Here is a 19,218-nt window from a genome sequence, read left to right as displayed (position 1 = left end):
TCCCTGTGGGAGCGGGCATGCCCGCGAAGGGGCCTTCAACCCCAGCACAAATCCCCGGCAGGCACCGGCCGCCCGAACCAGTACCCCTGCCCAAGCTGACACTGCTCATGCAGCAGGAAGCTGGCCTGCTCGGCCTGCTCGATGCCCTCTGCATGCACTTGCATACCCATGCTGCGGGCCAGGGCGATGATCACCCGGACGATCGCGATATCGTCCTCATCCAGCGGCAACCCGGCAACGAAGCCTTGGTCGATCTTCAGCTTCTGCACCGGCAAGCGCTTGAGCCGCAGCAGCGATGAATAACCGGTGCCAAAGTCGTCGATAGCCAAGGTCACCCCCAGCTCGCGCAGGCGATGCAACTGCTCCAGCGCCACCTCCGGGTCCTCCATCACTGCGCTCTCGGTCACCTCCAGCTCCAGCAAGGCCGGGGCCAGGCCGGTGTCGTCCAGCACCTCGGCCACCTGCTGGTACAGCTCGTGCTGGCCAAACAGGCGGCTGGAAATGTTCACCGCCACGAATGCCAACTGCCGCCCTTCACCCTGCCATCGCACCATCTGCCGACACGCCTGGCGTAGTACCCAGGCGTCGATCTCGGCAATCAGCCCGGTACGCTCGGCAATCGGGATGAATTCGCCCGGTGGAACCAGGCCGCGCTCAGGGTGCTGCCAACGCACCAAGGCTTCGACGCCGACCTGGCGGCCGGTCGCCAGGTCGTGCACCGGCTGGTAGAACACCCGCAGCTCGTCCTGCTCCAAGGCTCGGCGCAGCTCGCCGGCGGTTTCGACCCGGTGTTGGGCGTGAGCGGTCAGTTCTTCGGTGTACAGCGCATAGCAGGCCCGCCCGTTGCTCTTGGCCTTGTACAACGCCGAGTCGGCATTGCGCAGCAACTGCTCGGCACTCAAGGCATCGCTGGGGAACAGGCTGATGCCCACGCTGACGCTGATGAACAGGCGGTGACCGTCGAACTGGAACGGCTCGCGCATGCGCTCGATGATGCCCTGCGCCAGCTTGCCCGCCTGGCCAACCTCATGGCAGTTTTCCGCCAGCACGCCAAATTCGTCGCCCCCCAGGCGCGCCAGGGTCACGCCGCTGCGCAGCACCTCTGCCAGGCGCTCGCCCACCAGCTTCAGCAACTGGTCGCCAATGGTGTGGCCAAGGCCGTCGTTGATGCTCTGGAAATGGTCCAGGTCCAGCAACAGCAGGGCACAACCACGCTTGTTCGCCTGGGCTGCGGCCAGCGCCTGCTCGACCCGGTCGTTGAACAGCAGGCGGTTGGGCAGGTCGGTCAGCGGGTCGTGGTGAGCCAGGTAGGCCAGTTCCTGTTCAGAATGCTTGATCGCGCTGATGTCGCTGAACACCGCCACGTAATGGCTGAGCTCGCCTTGATCGTCGCGGATGGCGCAAATGGTCTGCCATTGCGGGTAGATTTCACCGCTCTTGCGCCGATTCCATATTTCGCCGCTCCACTCGCCCTTTTCCGCCAGAGTGGCGAAGATCTGCTGGTAGAACGCCAGGCCATGGCGGCCCGACTTGAACTTGTTCGGGCGCTGGCCGATGACCTCGTCCTGCTGGTAGCCGGTGATACGCATGAAGGCACGGTTGACGTGCACGATCAGGCCATGGCGGTCTGTCACCAGCACGCCTTCGAGGGTGCTGTCGAACACTGCCGCAGCCATGCGCAGGCGTTCACGGTCTTCACCACGCATACGCGCGCCAACACCGATGAAGTCGAGCAGCCGCACCCGCGACACATAGATCAGAAAGGCGCTGAGCAGCACCCAGACCACCACGTTGATCTGCCGGCCCACGGTCAGTGCCAGGGGGTCGTCGGTCATGCCGTGCAACACCACCTCGGCCAGCGTCAGCCAGAGGATCGAGAGCACCACATACAGCGCGGCCATGCGCAAGGCGTCGCGAACGGAAACAGACATGTCGGGTGCAATTGCCCATGAAAAATGATGGGGCATTATAAAGGCTGAAACATGTCGTGACTTCCTATCTGAACGGGTAACTGTATTTATTTCCTGCCCAAGGGATAATCAGCCCCTCCTCCTGCATTCCGAGGGTATTTACACCTATGTGGTACAACGGCCTGCTCGACTTCTCGGCCTGGCAACTGGTCGGCATTACACTGTTGATGACCCACGTGACCATCGTCAGCGTCACGGTCTACCTGCACCGCTACTCCGCGCACCGGGCCCTGGAGCTCAATGGCGCGCTCAAGCACTTCTTCCGTTTCTGGCTGTGGCTGACCACGGCGCAGAACACCCGCGAATGGACCGCCGTCCACCGCAAGCACCACGCCAAATGCGAAACCCCCGACGACCCGCACAGCCCGCTGTACAAGGGCCTGGGCACGGTGCTGCGCAAGGGTGCCGAGCTTTACCGGGAAGAGGCGCGCAACCCTGAAACCCTGCGCATCTATGGCAAGAACTGCCCGGACGACTGGATCGAGCGCAACCTCTACTCGCGCTACAAGCTGGGCGGCATCGCGCTGATGGCGGTAATCGACCTGCTGCTGTTCGGCACCATCGGCATCACCATCTGGGCAGTGCAGATGATGTGGATTCCGTTCTGGGCCGCCGGCGTGGTCAACGGCCTGGGCCACGCTCTCGGCTACCGCAACTTCGAGTGCCGCGACGCCGCGACCAACCTGGTGCCGTGGGGCATCGTCATCGGTGGCGAAGAGCTGCACAACAACCACCACACCTACCCCAACTCGGCCAAGCTGTCGGTCAAGCGCTGGGAGTTCGACATGGGTTGGGCGTGGATCCGCCTGTTCTGCCTGCTGCGCCTGGCCAAGGTACAGCGCGTGGCGCCCATCGCCCACCGGGTGGCAGGCAAGGCCAGCCTGGACATGGACACCGCCATGGCCATCCTCAACAACCGCTTCCAGATCATGGCCCAGTACCGCAAGCTGGTGATCGGCCCGCTGGTCAAGCAGGAGCTGGCCCGCGTCGATGCTTCGCTGCGCCATCACTTCCGCCGCGCCAAGCGCCTGTTGTCGCGCGAGACCAGCCTGCTGGAAGACCGTCACCATGTGCGCATCGAGTCGATGCTCGCCCACAGCCAGGCGCTGAAGACCATCTACGAAAAACGCCTGGCCCTGCAGCAGATCTGGGCGCGCACCAGCGCCAACGGCCACGACATGCTGGCCGCCATGAAGGACTGGGTACATGAGGCGGAAACCAGCGGCATCCACGCCCTGCGGGACTTCGCGGCACAGCTGAAGACGTACTCCCTGCGCCCGACCGGCGCCTGACCGCCGTTGATCGGCACGCCCCTTTGGCTGGGCGTGCCGCCCGGAACTTCGCCCTCTCGTTTACACTCATATCTGGCACATCGCCCGCGTGGCGGGCCAGATGCTGGCCGCACGCTTTCACGCCGAGATCTGCTCCGTGCACATGGCCAAGAACATTCCGACGACACTGCCCGGCACCCCGCCTCCGGAAGCCGCCCAGACCTTGCTTGCGCTACTCCACGCCCAAGGCGAGGTTGCCCGCCTGAGCGAGCGCGAACAGCTGTTCAGCTCGCTGCTCGATAGCGTCAATGCGGTGCTATGGGCCTTCGACTGGGAAACCCGTCAGGTGCTTTACGTCAGCCCCGCCTACGAACGCATCTTCGGCCGCTCGGCCAGCCTGGTGCTGGCCGACTACAACGAGTGGCGAGACAGCATCTACCCCGACGACCTGGAGTTCGCCGAACGCAGCCTGGCCCAGGTACTGCTCAAGGGCTCGGTGGAAGACCGCGAGTACCGCATCCTCAATGCCGACGGCCAGTTGCGCTGGCTGAGCGACAAGTGCTACATCAACCAGCAACGCGATGGCGACCGGGTGATCATCGTCGGCATCGCAGAAGACATCACCGAGAAGAAGCAGCTCGAAGGTGAACTGCAGCGCCTGGCCACCACCGACGTGCTGACCCAGAGCAGCAACCGCCGGCACTTTTTCGAATGCGCCCAGCAAGCCTTCGACAGCGCCCGCGAAGACGGTACACCACTGGCCTTCCTGCTGCTGGACATCGACGACTTCAAGCGCATCAACGACAGCTACGGTCACCAGGAAGGCGACCAGGTGTTGCAGCAGATCGCCGACAGCGGCAAGGCCGTGCTACGCCGAGGTGACCTGTTCGGGCGCATTGGTGGCGAGGAGTTCGCGGCAGTGTTCCCCGGCTGTAGTGCCCAGGTCGCGGAGCAGATTGCCGAGCGCTTGCAGCGGCAGATCCAGCGGCTGAGCTTCAGCCATGGGGAGCAGACCTACGGGGTGACGGTGAGCCAGGGGGTGACCGGGCTGACTGACGAGGATGTGGCGCTGGACAGCCTGTATGCCCGGGCCGATGCGGCGATGTACCAGGCCAAGCGCCAGGGCAAGAACCAGATCGTCCGCGGCTGAGCCTTGGGGGGGGCTTTGCCCCCCTATCGCGACACAAGGCCGCTCCTACCGGCAACCGCGTACCCGTGTAGGAGCGGCCTTGTGTCGCGATGGGCCGCAAAGCGGCCCCAAGACCTCAGCCCGAAACTTCACCCTCAGCTAAAGGCGGTTCTTCCTGCTGCGGCTTCACCTCCGGGTTCTCCACCTTACGCAACCGCCTCAGCTCCGGCAGGCCAAGCTTGAGCAGGCGCGCGGTCTTGCTGCTGGCCACCTTCTCCAGCCCCTGCTCGGCCGACAGCCGCGACAACTGCCCGGCCAGGTTCATGGCCAGCATCTCCCGCGAGTACACCCCGCCGCCCAGCTGGTAGATCGCCGCGATCAACTCTCGCAACCCCAGCGGCAACCGCCAGCGCGTACGCAGCGCCGAGCCGAACGCCGCACCGAACTCATTGAGCGACAGCTGCACCTGATCCTCATCCAGCTCGCCCCCGGCCAGCCGCCACTCCTGCAGGCAGCGCAGCACCGCCAGGTCGCCCAGGCAATGCAGCAACCCCGCGCAATAACAACGCCCTTCGTCCAGCTCGAGCATGCGTGCCAAGGTGCGGCCATATTCGGCAGCGTGCAGCGACAACTCCCAGTAGCGGGAAGCATGCTCCGCCAGCAGCGGGTCGCTGAGGCGAGCGCTGCGCTTGAGGGTCATGCCCAGGATCAGGTTCATGCTCTGGGTGCTGCCAAGCTTGTTCAAGGCCTGCAGCAGCGTCTGCACTGGTGCTTCGCGGTGCAGCGCTGCGCTGTTGGCCGCCGCAATCAGCACAGCGGTGATCTGCGGGTCGCCCTGCACTTCCTCTTCGAGCACTCTCAGGTTCAGGCCCTGGGGGTTTAGCGCGCGCTTGATCGCCACCTGCACATCGGCCAGCAGCGGCCCGCCATCGGCGGTAGCGCGACGCTGCTCGAGGTAGGCCGGCAGGCTGGCACCTGGCTGCAAGGCCGGCACCGGGCAGGCGATTTCTTCGCCAACCGCCAGCAGCAGCTCTTCCAGGCGCTTGCGAAGAGTTTCCAGGTTCAGCGGCTTGCTCAGGTAGGCAGTAGGGTGCAGGGGCAACGCCTCATGCACACTGGCACTGTCAATGCGGTTGCTCATGAGGATGAACGGCAACCTCGAGTCTTTCGCGCGTACCTTGCGCAACAGGTCGAGCCCATCGACACCTGCCAGTTCGCGCGCGGCAATGATCAGGTCGGGCTTGCTCGACAGCGCGCTCAAGGCCTGCGAGCCGTCGGCGCAGAGCTGCAGGCGGGCATCACAGCGCACGCTCAGCAGCATTTCGCTGAGCATGTCACGTACCCAGGGGTCGCCCTCGACAATAAGTACGCTTGGTGGGGTGGGGTCTGCAGCGTTCATCGCCAACTCCTGAATAGCCCTGCCACACAGTCCGTCGCAGCTTCCTGAGCAAATCCTCCGACAACGATAGCGCCCCAAGGCTTTCCTGGGCACAAAAAAACCCGCCGAAGCGGGTTTTTTCTGAAGCAGGTCACATCAGGCGATTTCAGCGAAGCACTCTTCGATGATAGCCAGGCCTTTGTCCAGCAGAGCATCTTCTGCGGTCAGCGGAACCAGGATACGCAGAACGTTGCCGTAGGTACCGCAGGACAGCAGGATCAGGCCCTTCTCGCGAGCCTTGGCGACAACCTGGCCAACGGCAGCTGCGTTCGGGGTGTGAGTGCCTTTCTCGAAGACTTCGACAGCGATCATCGAGCCCAGACCACGGACGTCGCCGATGATCGGGTACTTCTTCTGGATTTCGCGCAGGCCGGTGGTCAGGCGCTCACCCACAGCTTTGCTGCGGTCCAGCAGTTTCTCTTCTTCGAACACTTCGATCACGGCCAGGGCCGCGGCGCAAGCGATCGGCGAACCGGCGTAGGTACCACCCAGGCCGCCAGGAGCGATGGCGTCCATGTATTCGGCCTTGCCGCACACACCGGCCAGCGGGAAGCCGCCAGCGATGGATTTGGCGAAGGTGGTCAGGTCAGGCGCAACGCCCATCTGTTCCATGGCGAAGAAGGTGCCAGTACGGCCAGCGCCGGTCTGTACTTCGTCGGCGATGAGCAGGATGCCGTGCTGGTCGCACAGGGCGCGCAGGCGCTTCATCAGCTCTTTCGGCGCTGGCAGGAAGCCGCCTTCGCCTTGTACCGGCTCGAGGATGATCGCGGCGATGTCGCGCGGCTCGGCGTCGTTCTTGAAGATGCGCTCGACCGAGGCGATGGCGTCGTCAACGCTGATACCGTGCAGTTCGCTAGGGAACAGAGCGCGGAAGATGCCACCTGGCATCAGGCCCATGCCAGCGGAGTACGGCACGACCTTGCCGGTCAGGCCCAGGGTCATCATGGTACGGCCGTGGTAGCCGCCGGTGAAGGCGATTACGCCAGCGCGGCCAGTGGCGGCACGGGCGATCTTGACGGCGTTTTCAACGGCTTCGGAGCCGGTGGTGACCAGCAGGGTCTTCTTGTCGAAGTCGCCTGGGACCAGCTTGTTGATCTTTTCGCACAGCTCTACATAGGGTTCGTAGGCCAGCACCTGGAAGCAGGTGTGGCTGACCTTGGTCAGCTGGTCTTGCACGGCCGCAACCACTTTCGGGTGCAGGTGGCCGGTGTTCAGTACTGCGATGCCGCCGGCGAAGTCGATCAGTTCGCGGCCTTCAACGTCGATCACGGTCGAGTTCTTCGCGGTATCGACGAAGATCGGGTGGATCTGGCCAACGCCACGTGGGACGGCGGCGACACGACGTTGCATCAAGGATTCGTTGGTCTTGCTCATAATGCCCTCATTGCGCCGGTCTGGAGTGGCGCTTTTATTCGGGGGTGGCTGGGAGTGCTCGCGAACAGTATTCGTTGATCGACTGCCGTGAACGCCCTGGCCACCAGGTACTGCGATGTAAAAAAGGCCAGCGAGACGTCGCTCTCGCGCCCCGCTGGCAGAGGTAAAGCCTTTACCGTGCTATCAGACGCTGATGCACAGGTATTTGATTTCGAGGTAGTCCTCGATACCGTACTTGGAACCTTCGCGGCCCAGGCCCGAAGCCTTGATGCCACCGAACGGTGCCACTTCATTGGAGATCAGGCCGGTGTTGATACCTACCATGCCGTATTCCAGGGCTTCGGCAACACGGAACACACGGCTCATGTCGCGGGCGTAGAAGTACGAGGCCAGGCCGAACTCGGTGTCGTTGGACATGGCGATCACTTCGGCCTCGTCCTTGAAGCGGAACAGCGGCGCCAGCGGGCCGAAGGTCTCTTCCTTGGCGACGGCAGCGGTCTTCGGTACGTCGACCAGAATGGTCGGCTCGAAGAAGTTGCCTTCGATGATCTTGCCACCGGACAGTACCTTGGCGCCTTTGCCAACGGCGTCTTCGATGTGTTCCTGGACCTTGGCGACAGCCTTGCCGTCGATCAGCGGGCCAGTGGTGGTGCCTTCTTCCAGGCCGTTACCGATCTTCAGCTTGGCAACAGCGGCGGCCAGCTTCTGGGCGAACGCGTCGTAGACGCCGTCCTGCACGTAGATACGGTTGGCGCAGACGCAGGTCTGGCCGTTGTTGCGGTACTTGGAGATGATCGCGCCCTCGACCGCCTTGTCCAGGTCGGCGTCGTCGAACACGATGAACGGGGCGTTGCCACCCAGCTCCAGGGAAACCTTCTTGATGTCCTTGGCGCATTCTTCCATCAGCTGGCGACCGATTTCGGTCGAGCCGGTGAAGGACAGCTTGCGGACCAGGGAGTTGCCGGTCAGTTCACCGCCAACTTCGCCAGCGCTGCCGGTAACCACGCTCAGCACGCCAGCCGGGATGCCGGCACGGTGGGCCAGCTCGACCAGGGCCAGGGCGGAGTATGGGGTCTGCGAGGCAGGCTTGAGCACCATGGTGCAGCCGGCGGCCAGGGCCGGGCCGGCTTTACGGGTGATCATGGCGGCCGGGAAGTTCCACGGGGTGATGGCCGCGGTAACACCGATTGGCTGCTTGATGACGATCAGGCGCTTGTCTGGCTGGTGGCCCGGGATGGTGTCACCGTAGACACGCTTGGCTTCCTCGGCGAACCACTCGATGAACGAGGCAGCATAGGCGATTTCGCCCTTGGCTTCGGCCAGCGGCTTGCCTTGTTCGGTGGTCATCAGGCGAGCCAGGTCGTCCTGGTTCTCGATCATCAGTTCGAACCAGCGACGCAGCTTGGCCGAACGCTCCTTGGCGGTCAGGGCACGCCAGGCCGGCAGAGCCTTGTCGGCGGCTTCGATGGCGCGGCGGGTTTCCGCGGTGCCCATCTTCGGCACGGTACCGATGACTTCACCAGTGGCCGGGTTGGTGACCTTGATGGTCTGGCCGTTGTCCGCATCCAGCCACTCACCATTGATGTAGGCTTGCTGGCGGAACAACTGAGCGTCTTTGAGCTGCATGTCGGCTTCCCGAATTGTTGATTGTTGAAAAGCGCCCAAGGCAGGGCATCGAGCGTTTGAAATCTCAAACGAATGCTAAGCGGCTGCTGGGGTGTTGGACAATAGGCTGTTCGAAAAAAAGAACGAATGGTTGAACACCCTGGCGGAAATTTCACATTTCTGTGCCGTAGCAACCGGCCCTATCGCCGGCAAGCCAGCTCCCACAGGGACCCCACAAAATTCAGCACCTGTGGGGTCCCTGTGGGAGCTGGCTTGCCGGCGATAGGGCCAGTACAGGTTAGACGAACGAGCTGAAGGAAATGTGATGGGAGGACCGACGGCCCTCCCGGAGGGATGGGTCAGAAGGCCTTGGCCAGGTCGATCACCAAGGCTCGGTAACCCACGCTGCCCGGCTGCCGGCTGTGCACCTTCAGCTCCACCAGCACCTCCTGGGTCCCGCGCCGCACCTCGTTGAGCACGGTGGTGGTCAGTTTCTCCGGGGTCAGGAAGTTCACCGACGCCGAGTAAATGAACTGGGTGTCGGTCTCCGGCCGGTAGGCCACCACCGAGGTCACCGGGCTGTACCACTCGTCGCCGCGCTCCTTGCCGTATTCCCACACCTGCTCGACCGTGCCCTTGGCCTCGTCGATGCGGTATTCCACCGCCCGACTGTAGTTGCCCGTCAGCCTGGTCGGCGCAAAGTCGCGGCCCCAGCCGTTGTCGAACACGGTCAGCGTGCCTTTGCCGGTCAGCCAGGCGGTGTGCTGTGTCCACGACCAGTCGAAGCCTTCGCTCGCCACCGGCGTCAGCACCTTCTCGCGCAGACGCTCAGGCCAGCCTTGAGGCGAGGCGAGAATCCACTTCACCTGCTTGTCGCGGCCTATCTTCACCACGCCCTGGTGCCGTGCTGAAACGATGATGCTGTCGTCATCGGCGTCGTAGTCGATGGCATTGACGTGTGCCCAGTTACGGCCTGTGCCCACGCCCGGGGTGTCACCAAAGGGCAGGTCACCTTCGGCCAGTTCGTTGGCCAGCCGCTCGTCCTGTTTCTGCACCCCGGCCGGCAATTGGATGGCTGCCTTGCCCAGGGTTTCCAGCAGGTCGCCACGGTACGGGTCGAGAATCTGGTTGAGGTCCCAGAAGTCCAGCACATCACCGGCCTCGTTGACCTCGATGATGTGATCACGGATCGAGCGCACGCGCTTGCCGTCGGGCCGGCGATAGTCGCTGGTGCCCACCCGCAGCAGGTAGGTGCCATTGGCGGTCTCGCGGATTTCATGGGAGAAGTCGGCAAACTTGTCGGGCAGGCTGCGCTGCCAGATGCGCCGGCCCAGCAGGTCGTACTTGGAGTAGGTCTGGCCCTGGCCCCAGATCAGCTTGCCATCGCGGGTCTGCTGGAAGCCCATGGTGCCGCCCAGGCCATCGCGGCGGTTGGAGTCGTGGATCTGCTCGATGTCCAGGTACCAGCGCACGTCGCCATTGCTGTCGGCGATCCAGTTGTTACCCACCTGGTCCCATTCCGCCGCGCCGCCCAGGGCATTCCACTTGAAGGCGCGCCCGCCCGGGATGTCCCCCTGCAGGTGGTTGAACAGGTACAGGCGCTGTTCAAAACCTGGCGCTACCTTGACTGGCTGCACTTCAGGCAAGGCAGCGGTCTGCCTGGCCACCACCGGCAGGCGCACGGCCGGAGCGTAGATCTGGTACTGCTCGCGGATGCGCTCGCCGTCGAGCTTGTAGGTCACTTCCACCTGGTTGACGTGGTCCGGGTACAGGCCGAATACCGGGATGCCGCCATAGGTCCACAACGAACGGTCGGACACCTCGTAGGCGATGTCCACACCGCGCTCACCCCGGCCCAGCACGCGCACGTGCGCGGCACTCAGGCTGCGCCCACCGTCGCGAATGATCGCGGTCAGCGGCGCCAGGCGATAAGGGTTGACCACCACGTCGCCGAGCAGCGCCTCGTCACGTTCGGGGACCTTGGCGGTCAGGCAGGCGCCCTCAGGCAATACAGGGGTTTCGGTCTTGGCATTCATGGCAAAGCTCCTTGTGCTCAGAAGTCGTAACGGGCGGTGGCGCCGAAAGTGCGCGGGGTACCGAGCACGCCGGCATAGCCACCGTTGGCGGAGTTCCACAGGCTGGTGAAGTAGGTCTTGTCACCGGCGTTCTTCACCCACAGCGACAGGTCCACCACGCCGTCGCCCTGGTCCAGGCGCACACCGGCGGAGAGGTTGACCAGCGCGTAGCTGGGGATCTGGCCGAAATCGGAGTCGTCGATGGTGCCCACCGCCTTGGAGCGGAAGGCGTAGCTGGCGGTGACGTAGGGTTCGATGTGCTCGCTGGCCTGCCACTTGTACTGGGTATTGAGGTTGGCGATGTACTTGGAGGCGCCGACCACCTGGTGGCCGGACAAATCGCAGGTGGCAGTGGCATTGGCCAGGCTCACTTCCGGCGGGCATGGGGCGTCCTTGTACTCGGTGTAGCGCACGTCGTTCCACGAGCCGTTGAAGTTGACCGTGAGGCCGCGCAGCGGCAGTGCCGTGGCTTCGAACTCCAGGCCACGCGAGCGCACGCGGCCGGCGTTGGCCAGGTACTGCACGCGGTTGATCTGGTCGTAGACGTTGGCCTGGTAGCCATGCACTTCGGCCCAGAACAGGTTGGTATTGAGTTGCAGGCGGTCGTCGAACAGCGAGCTTTTCAAGCCGAGTTCGGCGTTGTTGACCCGCTCGGTGCCGACCAGCAGCGAATCGGTGCCCAGCCGTGGCGCAGCGCCAACGGTAAGGTTGATACCGCCAGACTTCTCGCCGTGGGTCAGGGTGGCGTAGCCCAGCAATTGCTCGTTGAAGCGGTAGCTCAGGCCCAGCAGGCCAGAGGGGCTGAAGCTGTACTGGTTGAGGTCGCCTGAATCGTAGGCGCCTACCCGGCCCTGGCGTGCTGCTGCGGCGGCCCCGGTTACTGCCGCACCGCCGGTTGGTGCATCGCGGGTCACCCAGGCGCTCTTTTCTTCATAGGTGCCGCGAACGCCGGCGGTGAAGTCCAGGCGGTCGGTGATGTGCCAGGTGCCTTGGGCGAACAGCGCGTAGCTGTCCGTGTCGATGTGCCCGTTACCAATGGTGTCGACGTTGGCCAGGGCGCCGGCCGGGGTGAGGTTCCAGATGTCCGCCTGCGGCCCGTAGAAAGTGAAGGATTTGTTGTCCAGGTCCTGCTTGAAGTAGTACGCGCCCAGCACGTAGTCGAAGGCACCACCGGTGGGCGAAGCCAGGCGGATTTCCTGCGAGTACTGCTTGTCGCGCACCGACACCCCGGCGCTGTAGAACACCGGCACGTTGAGGCCGTCGTCGTTGCGCGGGGTGAAGTCCCACCAGCGGTAGGCGGTGATCGAGGTCAGGGTGAAGTCGTTGGGCAGGGTCCAGTTGGCCTCCACCGAGGTGCCGCCCTGGAACACCGTCACCTGCTGGTCGGCGTCGAAGTTGACCTTGCTGTGCTTGCCCGACACCAACGTCGCGCCGGCCTGGGCGGCCAGGCTTTCGTAGCGGTTGACGCCATTGATGGTAGGGCCGGTGCTGTACAGGCTGAGGATGCCGTTGTCGGAGTCTTCTTCGTTGTATTCGCCGATCCAGCGCAGGTTGAAGGTTTCGCTCGGTTTGAACAGCAGCTGGGTACGAAAACCTTGGCGCTTGCCGCCGTTGAGGTCGTCGCCGTTGTGGATGTTCTTCACATAGCCGTCGTCTTCGGTGCGATAGGCGCTGATGCGCCCGGCCAGTGTGTCGCTGATCGGCCCCGAGAAGCTGCCTTGGGTTTGCAGGTAGCCGTCTTCACCAATCGACTGCTGGATGCTGCCCTCGCGGTGGAAGGTGGGCTTGCGCGTGGTGATGTTGAGCACGCCGGCGGTGGTGTTCTTGCCGAACAGCGTACCTTGCGGGCCGCGCAGCACCTCCAGCTGCTCCACGTCCAGCAGGTCGAACACCGCCATGCCGGGGCGGCCGAGGTAGACGTTGTCCAGGTAGATGCCGACGCTGCCTTCCAGGCCATCGCTGGCGGGGTTGTTGCCCAGGCCACGGATCGAAATGCTCGACTGGCGGGCATGAACGTAGGCGACGTTGGTGCTGGGTACCAGTTGCTGCAGGTCCTGCACGCGGTAGATGCGTTGGGTTTCCAGGGTTTCGCTGTCGAGCACGCTGATCGGCGTGGGCACGCTTTGCGCGGTTTCTTCGCGGCGGCGGGCATTGACCGTGACAGTGCCGAGCTTGGCTTCCTGCTCCACCGCCGGGGTGGCGCTGACCGGCTCTTCGGCGAAGCTGGCAGAGGACGCCGCCAGCAGCACGCCGGCAGCCAAGGGTTGCAAGGTGAAACGCGACGCGCGCGCAGGCCAACGGGAAACTCCGGACATGCAAATGCTCCTTGAGGCATGGGCCCTGGCGAGCATTTCCGTTGGCGGAACCGAATCGCGGTCAGTCGGGCTTATATTCTTTTCGGCGATATAAATATTTTTAATTCATATTTTGTGGAATAAGTGACTCCCTTTATAAGGGGGCTAACCCTTGTCAGCAATTGCATTCGACCGAAAGTTTCAATGTAAAAAATGCATATCGATCTCCGTCAGCTGCGTCACTACATTGCCCTTGTCGAGCACCGCAGCTTCGTTGCTGCGGCCGCTGCGGTGAACCTGTCGCAATCAGCGTTCAGCCGCAGCATCCAGACCCTCGAGCACAACATCGGCTGCCGCCTGGTCGACCGCGCCAGCAAGGAGCTGGCGCCGACTCGCCAGGGCCTGCTGGTGCTGGAGCATTCGCGGCGGCTGGTGCATGGGGCGCACAACCTGGTCAACGAGATCCACCAGTTCAATGGTGCCACTACCGGCGTTGTACGCTTTGGCTCCGGCCCGGCGCCGGCAGGGGGTTTGGTACCGCGGGCGGTGGCACGCTTCGTCGCCGAATACCCCGCGGCACGTACCTGCTTCCAGGTGGATAACTGGCAGGCGCTGAACCGCAAGCTGGTTGCCGAGGAGATCGAGTTCTTCGTCGCCGACACCCGCCAGTTCGAGTCTGACCCGGACTACCAGGTGCACAGGCTGGCGCCGCAGCGCTGGCACTTCTGCTGCCGCGTCGGGCACCCGTTGACCGGGCGCGAGAGCGTGCGGGCACGTGACCTGTTCGAATACCCCCTGGCCACGACCTTCCGCCCGCCGAACATCCGCAAGATCCTCAGCGACCTCAGCGGGCGGCAGGATTTTCTGCCGACGGTAGAGTGCGAGCACGGCTATGCACTGCTGAATGTGGTGATGCATTCGGACACCATCGGCATTGCCTGCAATGCCAACTTGCGGCCGTATCAGCGTGACGGGGGATTGGTGGCATTGCAGCTGGCCGACCTGACGGTGGAGCAGGAAGAAGCGTTCTATACCCGTTATGGGGTGGTGAGCCGGGTGGGGTATGGGCTATCGCCGTTGGCTCAGGGGCTGGTCAGGCAGTTGATTGCCTGCGATACCGAGTTTTAGCTGACGGGGGCTTTGCCCCCGAATCGCCGGCAAGCCAGCTCCCACAAGATCACCGCAGCCTTCTGGCCTGTGATGTACCTGTGGGAGCTGGCTTGCCGGCGATAGGGCCGCAAAGCGGCCCCGGCGATATCAGCCTTTACGCGTGGTGCGGCTCAACTGGCCATCCACCCCGACCGGTACCTCACCCGCCAGGGTCACCCGCCGCACCACCCGCGGCTGGGTCCCGTAATCATCCACCGCATAATGCTGCGTCGCGCGGTTATCCCAGATCGCCACGTCCCCCGCCTGCCAGCGCCAGCGAACGGTGTTCTCCAGACGCGTCACATGCCCTTGCAGCACCGCGAACAGGTGTTGCGAATCCGCCAGCGAATAACCTTTGATGCGCTTTACAAAATGCCCCAGCTGCAGCACCCGCTCGCCACTGATCGGATGCACGCGCACCACCGGGTGCTCGGTCTCGTACACCGTGGAGGTGAACACTTTGCGATAGCGCTCCAGCTTGGCCTGGTCCACATCGGGCTTCACGCTGGCGTAGTCGTATTCGTTGCTGTGCACCGCCCATAGCTTGTCGGCCAGCTCGCGCAGCGGCTCGGGCAGCTCCTGGTAGGCCGTGGCGGTGTTGGCCCACACGGTGTCACCACCGGATGCCGGCGCCACCACGCTGCGCAGGATCGAGGCCTTGGGGTAGGCGTCGACGAAGGTCACGTCGGTATGCCAGGAGTTGGCCCGCTGACCTTCGGCACCATCGAGCTGCAACAGGTAGCTGGTGCCATCCACCACCGGCACGGTAGGGTGGGCGACCGGCTCACCGAGCAACTTGGCGAAAGCTTCCTGGGTTTGGTCATCCAGGTGGGTCTGGCCACGGAAGAAGATCACCTTGTGCTTCACCAGCGCGGCCTGGATGGCGTCGAGGGTGGCGGCATCAAGGTCGGCGGACAATTTCACCCCGCGAATTTCGGCACCGATGCGGCCGGCAACCGGGTGGATGTCGAGTTCGAGGGTTTGTGGCGCGGTGGCCAGGGCGGCATTGCTCATGGTCGTGTCCTTGCGGTCATTGTCGGGTTTTCGGGGTTCAGCGGGCGGCCTGCACGGCCTGTTTTTGTTGCAGCGCAACATCGAGGAAACGTGGTTCGATCCAGTCGGCCACCTGGAAGCCACGGCGGATCAGGCGCTCCTTGGCGGCCAGGTCCACACCCTGTTGCAACTGGCCGACGAATTCGGCGTCCAGCCGTGGATCGAAGTAATGGGCCAGGTCTTCCTTGGCCAGGTCGTCATTGAGGATGCTGCGCGGCCAGTTGGCATTGCTGGCCACCAGCTCGACATAGGCCTCGCGGTTGTGTTCGTCGCGCAGCCAGGCGCTGGCCTGTTGCTGGGCATTGACCAGGCGCTGCACCAGCTCGGGGTATTTGCGGATGAAATCGCCAGTGCACAGCAGTACCGCCTGGGTACTGCCGGCTCCTTCCAGATCACGCGAGTTGACCGGTAGCTCTACCAGCCCGCGCTCGCGCAGCGACAGCAGGTTGGACAGGCCCCAGGTGGCGTCGATCTGCTTGGCGGCCAGTGCGGCATTGGCGGCGTTGAAGTCCAGGTTGATCACCTTCAGCTCGCGCTCGCTAAGCCCCTGGCTGGCCAGGGCGCTGGCGAACGACAGCTGGTTGGCGGTGCCACGGAACACCGCCACGCGCTTGCCTTTGAGGTCGTGCAGGGTCTTGATGCCGGAACCGGGCACCACGCCCAGGTAGCTCTTCACCCCACGTACCCCCGCCGACAGCACGCGGGTATCCAGGCCATTGGCCTTGCCGACGATGGCGGCCAGGTCGCCGAGGTAGGCGAAATCGGCCTGGCCGTTGGCCAACGCTTCGTTCACCACCGGCCCGGCGCCCTTGAAGAAGTGCCAGTCGATGCGAATGCCGTCCTTGGCGAATTCCTTCTCCAGCAGTTGCTGGTCACGCAGCACGTCGACCACGCCACCGGCGCTGGGCTTGCTGCCCGCGCTGAGGTCGGGCACGGCGATGCGGATGCTTGCTGGCTTGGCCGGTTCAGCTGCGTGGGCGCTGAGGGTGAAGGCCAGCCCAAGGGCGGTGATCAGGTGGCGCAGCGGGATTTTCATGGCAAGGCTCCTTGGCAGGCTGCCACCGGCGATGGCCGGCGCTTTGGCCAGAAGCTAGGCAGGTCTGGCTAGAACCTACAAAGACAGAAAATTCATTCTTCAGTAACTGAATGGCATAAATCAGGCGGCATGCGGGCCTGCGACTGGCTTGCGAAAAGCGCATGGAAAATATGAGGAAAACGCAACGGCGGGGGGCTTCCGTATGCATGAAACGCATGCTCTTATCTCTTGAAAGTCATTTTTCAGAATTTTTAATTCCATAAATGAATAATCTAACAACGTCTTGAGAGATGGCCGATGAATGGAATTCTGAGCAGGAATCGGAGGTGGCTCCGGGGGCCGCTGTGCGGCCCTATCGCGACACAAGGCCGCTCCTACAAAGGCCTCGCATACCTGGTGCCTGCAGCAATTGCCGTGCTGTGGGTAGTGGCCAGCCGGGAGCACTGGATGAGCGAGCAGATTCTGCCGGCGCCAGCATTGGTTTGGCAGAGCGCGGTGGAGTTTGGCTCCGGCGAGCTGTGGGGGCACCTGTGGATAAGCTTGCAGCGGTTGTTCTGGGGGCTGGCGGTCGGCATCGGCAGCGGGTTGCTGCTGGGTGTTTGGCTGGGAGCTTCGCGGCGGGCGCAAACGCTGGTGCTGCCGACCTTCGTGGCGCTGGCACAGATTCCTACCCTGGCCTGGATCCCGTTGTTCATGCTGTTCTTCGGGATCGGCGAGTTGCTCAAGCTGGTGGTGCTGGTGAAAGCCGTGGTGGTCCCCGTCACCTTGCACACGCTGGTCGGTGTACGCGATGCCCAGCCCAAGCTGCGAGAGGCCGCTGCGGTGCTGCGCCTGCCTCGCCATCTACTGTTCCTGCGCCTGCTGCTACCGGCTGCCCTGCCCGCCTTCCTCACCGGCGTACGCCTCGCCCTGGCCACCGGCTGGACCTCGCTGCTGGCGGTCGAACTGCTGGCCTCCAGCGAAGGGATTGGCTACCTGATGGTGTGGGGACGGCAGCTGTTCATGCTCGACCTGGTGCTGCTGTGCATCCTGGTGATCGGCCTGGTCGGCGCACTGCTGGAGCGCGGCTTCTCGGCCCTGGAAAAGCGCCTGCTGTACTGGCCGCAAGCGGCCACAGGGGAGCAGCACCGTGGCCCCGTGCCGCGGGGTTGGCAAAGCCTGCTGCTGCCACTGGCACTGTTGGCCCTGTGGCAGTTCAGTAGCAGTTTGGGCTGGGTAGACAGCAACATCCTGACCTCACCACTTGAAGTGTTGCGCACCCTGCTGACCGGCCTGGCCGATGGTTCGCTGCCGCAAGCCTTGCTGCTGAGCCTGCAGCGCGCTTTGGCCGGCTTGCTGCTGGGCGGTAGCGCTGGCCTGCTGGCCGGTTTGCTGTTGGGGCTTTCGGCCAATGCCGAACGTATCTTCGAGCCTAGCCTGTCGGCGTTGCGTCAGGTGGCGCTGTTTGCCTGGGTGCCGCTGCTCACAGCCTGGTTCGGCCTGGGTGAAGGGGCCAAGCAGGTATTCGTCGGCATGGCTGCGTTCTTCCCGTTGCTGATCGCCACCCAGCGCGGTATCGCCAGCCTCTCGCCACAGCTGGGCGAAGCGGCGCGCACCCTGCGCCTGAACCTGTGGCAACGCCTGCGGCTGCTGGTGCTACCCGGCGCAGCCCCGGCCATTTTTGCCGGCCTGCGCCTGTCGCTGATCTACGCCTGGCTGGGCACCATCGGTGCCGAATACTTCATGCCCTCGGACGGAGGCATCGCCAGCCTGATGATCGGCGCCCAGCAGCTGTTCCGCATGGACCAGGTAATGGCCGCCATGCTGCTGATCGGCCTGGTCGGCGCCCTGCTCGGCACCCTTGGACAACGCCTCGAATCGCGCGCCACGCGCTGGAGAACCGCATGAACGCCTTCAACACCTCGCACCTGCACGCGGCCAACCAGCCCGATGCCACCCCACCCCTGGTCAGCTTCGAGGGGGTCGGCAAAGTGTTCAGCGTCGATGGCCAGCCGCTGGAAGCCATCCGCAACTTCAACCTGTCGATCAACCAAGGCGAATTCATCGCCATCGTTGGTGCTTCCGGCTGTGGCAAATCTACTCTGCTGCGCCTGCTGGTGGGGCTGGATACCGACTACAGCGGCAACATCCGTGTGGACGGCCACACTGTCAGCGGCATTGGTAGCGAACGCGGCATCGTGTTTCAGGAGCACCGGCTGTTCCCCTGGCTGAGCGTGGAACAGAACATTGCCCTGGGCCTGGTCAACGAACCGCTCACCCAGGGTGAGCGCGCGCGGCGGGTACACGAGTTCGTGCAACTGGTGGGGCTGGTCGGCTTCGAGTCAGCCTACCCACACCAGCTGTCCGGCGGCATGGCCCAGCGCGTGGCGATCGCCCGAGGCCTGGTAGCCAGCCCGCGTATCCTGCTGCTCGACGAGCCGTTCGGCGCGCTGGATGCGCTTACCCGCCAGCAACTGCAGGACGAGCTGCTGGCTATTCGCGAACGTGCAGGCATCACCACGCTGCTGGTCACCCATGACGCCGAAGAGGCCACCTACCTGGCCGACCGGGTGGTGGTTCTGGAACCGCGCCCGGGGCGGATCAAGTCGGTGGTGGAGATCGACCTGCCACACCCACGGTTGCGTACGGGCGCGGCACTTCACGAGCTGCGGGAGAAGGTGCTGCACCAGGTCACCGGGGATGGCGGCTACCTGACGCCGCCGGTGCGCCGGGTCGAAGGGTTGAGGCCGGAGCTGATTGCGCTCTGAGCCTGTGGGAGCGGGCATGCCCCTCCTCATAGAACTACACCGTGTGGGAGCGGCTTTAGCCGCGAACACCGGCGCAG

13 protein-coding genes are annotated in these 19,218 nt (G+C 63.9%); 5 read left to right on the top strand and 8 right to left on the bottom strand.

Annotated elements, in window-relative coordinates:
- Window positions 1-35 precede the first annotated feature (35 nt).
- Complete coding sequence (gene dibA / locus GYA95_RS19845; protein ID WP_043935215.1) at window positions 36-1,931, bottom strand: phosphodiesterase DibA; 1,896 nt, start codon at window positions 1,929-1,931, stop codon at window positions 36-38.
- Window positions 1,932-2,077: 146 nt separating this feature from the next.
- On the opposite strand from dibA, the gene desA reads away from it, so the two are divergent.
- Both desA and GYA95_RS19835 read left to right on the top strand, forming a co-directional pair.
- Complete coding sequence (gene desA / locus GYA95_RS19840) at window positions 2,078-3,262, top strand: delta-9 fatty acid desaturase DesA (protein ID WP_015268580.1); 1,185 nt, start codon at window positions 2,078-2,080, stop codon at window positions 3,260-3,262.
- Window positions 3,263-3,362: 100 nt separating this feature from the next.
- The gene (locus GYA95_RS19835) at window positions 3,363-4,391 is read left to right on the top strand and encodes a GGDEF domain-containing protein (RefSeq protein WP_015268579.1); all 1,029 of its coding nucleotides are present in this window, start codon (window positions 3,363-3,365) and stop codon (window positions 4,389-4,391) included.
- A gap of 115 nt (window positions 4,392-4,506) precedes the next feature.
- Here the strand turns inward: GYA95_RS19835 and GYA95_RS19830 are convergent, their stop codons facing one another.
- From GYA95_RS19830 to GYA95_RS19810, 5 genes are all read right to left on the bottom strand, one after another.
- Complete coding sequence (locus GYA95_RS19830; protein ID WP_015268578.1) at window positions 4,507-5,769, bottom strand: response regulator; 1,263 nt, start codon at window positions 5,767-5,769, stop codon at window positions 4,507-4,509.
- A 135-nt stretch (window positions 5,770-5,904) separates the two neighbouring features.
- Window positions 5,905-7,182: a 4-aminobutyrate--2-oxoglutarate transaminase gene (gene gabT / locus GYA95_RS19825; RefSeq protein WP_015268577.1), complete on the bottom strand. Its 1,278-nt coding sequence runs from the start codon at window positions 7,180-7,182 to the stop codon at window positions 5,905-5,907.
- 183 nt (window positions 7,183-7,365) lie between these two features.
- Window positions 7,366-8,808 carry an NADP-dependent succinate-semialdehyde dehydrogenase gene (gene gabD / locus GYA95_RS19820; protein WP_015268576.1) on the bottom strand — a complete coding sequence of 481 codons (1,443 nt, stop codon included), beginning with the start codon at window positions 8,806-8,808 and terminating at the stop codon, window positions 7,366-7,368.
- A gap of 338 nt (window positions 8,809-9,146) precedes the next feature.
- Window positions 9,147-10,823, bottom strand: a complete 1,677-nt coding sequence (locus GYA95_RS19815; RefSeq protein ID WP_015268575.1) for an aryl-sulfate sulfotransferase — start codon at window positions 10,821-10,823, stop codon at window positions 9,147-9,149.
- A 17-nt stretch (window positions 10,824-10,840) separates the two neighbouring features.
- Window positions 10,841-13,213, bottom strand: coding sequence for a TonB-dependent receptor (locus tag GYA95_RS19810; RefSeq protein ID WP_371035235.1), 2,373 nt, complete (start codon window positions 13,211-13,213; stop codon window positions 10,841-10,843).
- A gap of 156 nt (window positions 13,214-13,369) precedes the next feature.
- Here GYA95_RS19810 and GYA95_RS19805 point away from each other — a divergent pair, with 156 nt between their 5' ends.
- A complete protein-coding gene (locus GYA95_RS19805) occupies window positions 13,370-14,284 on the top strand; it encodes a LysR family transcriptional regulator (protein ID WP_015268573.1) in 915 nt (304 codons plus the stop codon).
- Window positions 14,285-14,413: 129 nt separating this feature from the next.
- Here GYA95_RS19805 and GYA95_RS19800 read toward each other — a convergent pair whose 3' ends face one another.
- Complete coding sequence (locus tag GYA95_RS19800; RefSeq protein WP_015268572.1) at window positions 14,414-15,319, bottom strand: TauD/TfdA dioxygenase family protein; 906 nt, start codon at window positions 15,317-15,319, stop codon at window positions 14,414-14,416.
- Window positions 15,320-15,356: 37 nt separating this feature from the next.
- Entirely contained in the window at window positions 15,357-16,394 is a 1,038-nt protein-coding gene (locus GYA95_RS19795) for an ABC transporter substrate-binding protein (RefSeq protein ID WP_015268571.1), read from the bottom strand.
- Window positions 16,395-16,691: 297 nt separating this feature from the next.
- Here GYA95_RS19795 and GYA95_RS19790 point away from each other — a divergent pair, with 297 nt between their 5' ends.
- Together GYA95_RS19790 and GYA95_RS19785 are read left to right on the top strand one after the other, a co-directional pair.
- Window positions 16,692-18,281, top strand: coding sequence for an ABC transporter permease (locus tag GYA95_RS19790; protein WP_226989595.1), 1,590 nt, complete (start codon window positions 16,692-16,694; stop codon window positions 18,279-18,281).
- Complete coding sequence (locus tag GYA95_RS19785) at window positions 18,278-19,141, top strand: ABC transporter ATP-binding protein (protein ID WP_015268569.1); 864 nt, start codon at window positions 18,278-18,280, stop codon at window positions 19,139-19,141. Before GYA95_RS19790 ends, GYA95_RS19785 begins: the two co-directional genes overlap by 4 nt.
- The last annotated feature ends 77 nt before the right edge of the window (window positions 19,142-19,218 follow it).

It is taken from the genome of Pseudomonas asiatica (assembly GCF_009932335.1).
GTDB lineage: Bacteria > Pseudomonadota > Gammaproteobacteria > Pseudomonadales > Pseudomonadaceae > Aquipseudomonas > Aquipseudomonas asiatica.
The sequence above is the reverse complement of the archived record's forward strand: the minus strand, read 5'-3'. Positions and strand labels throughout refer to the sequence as shown.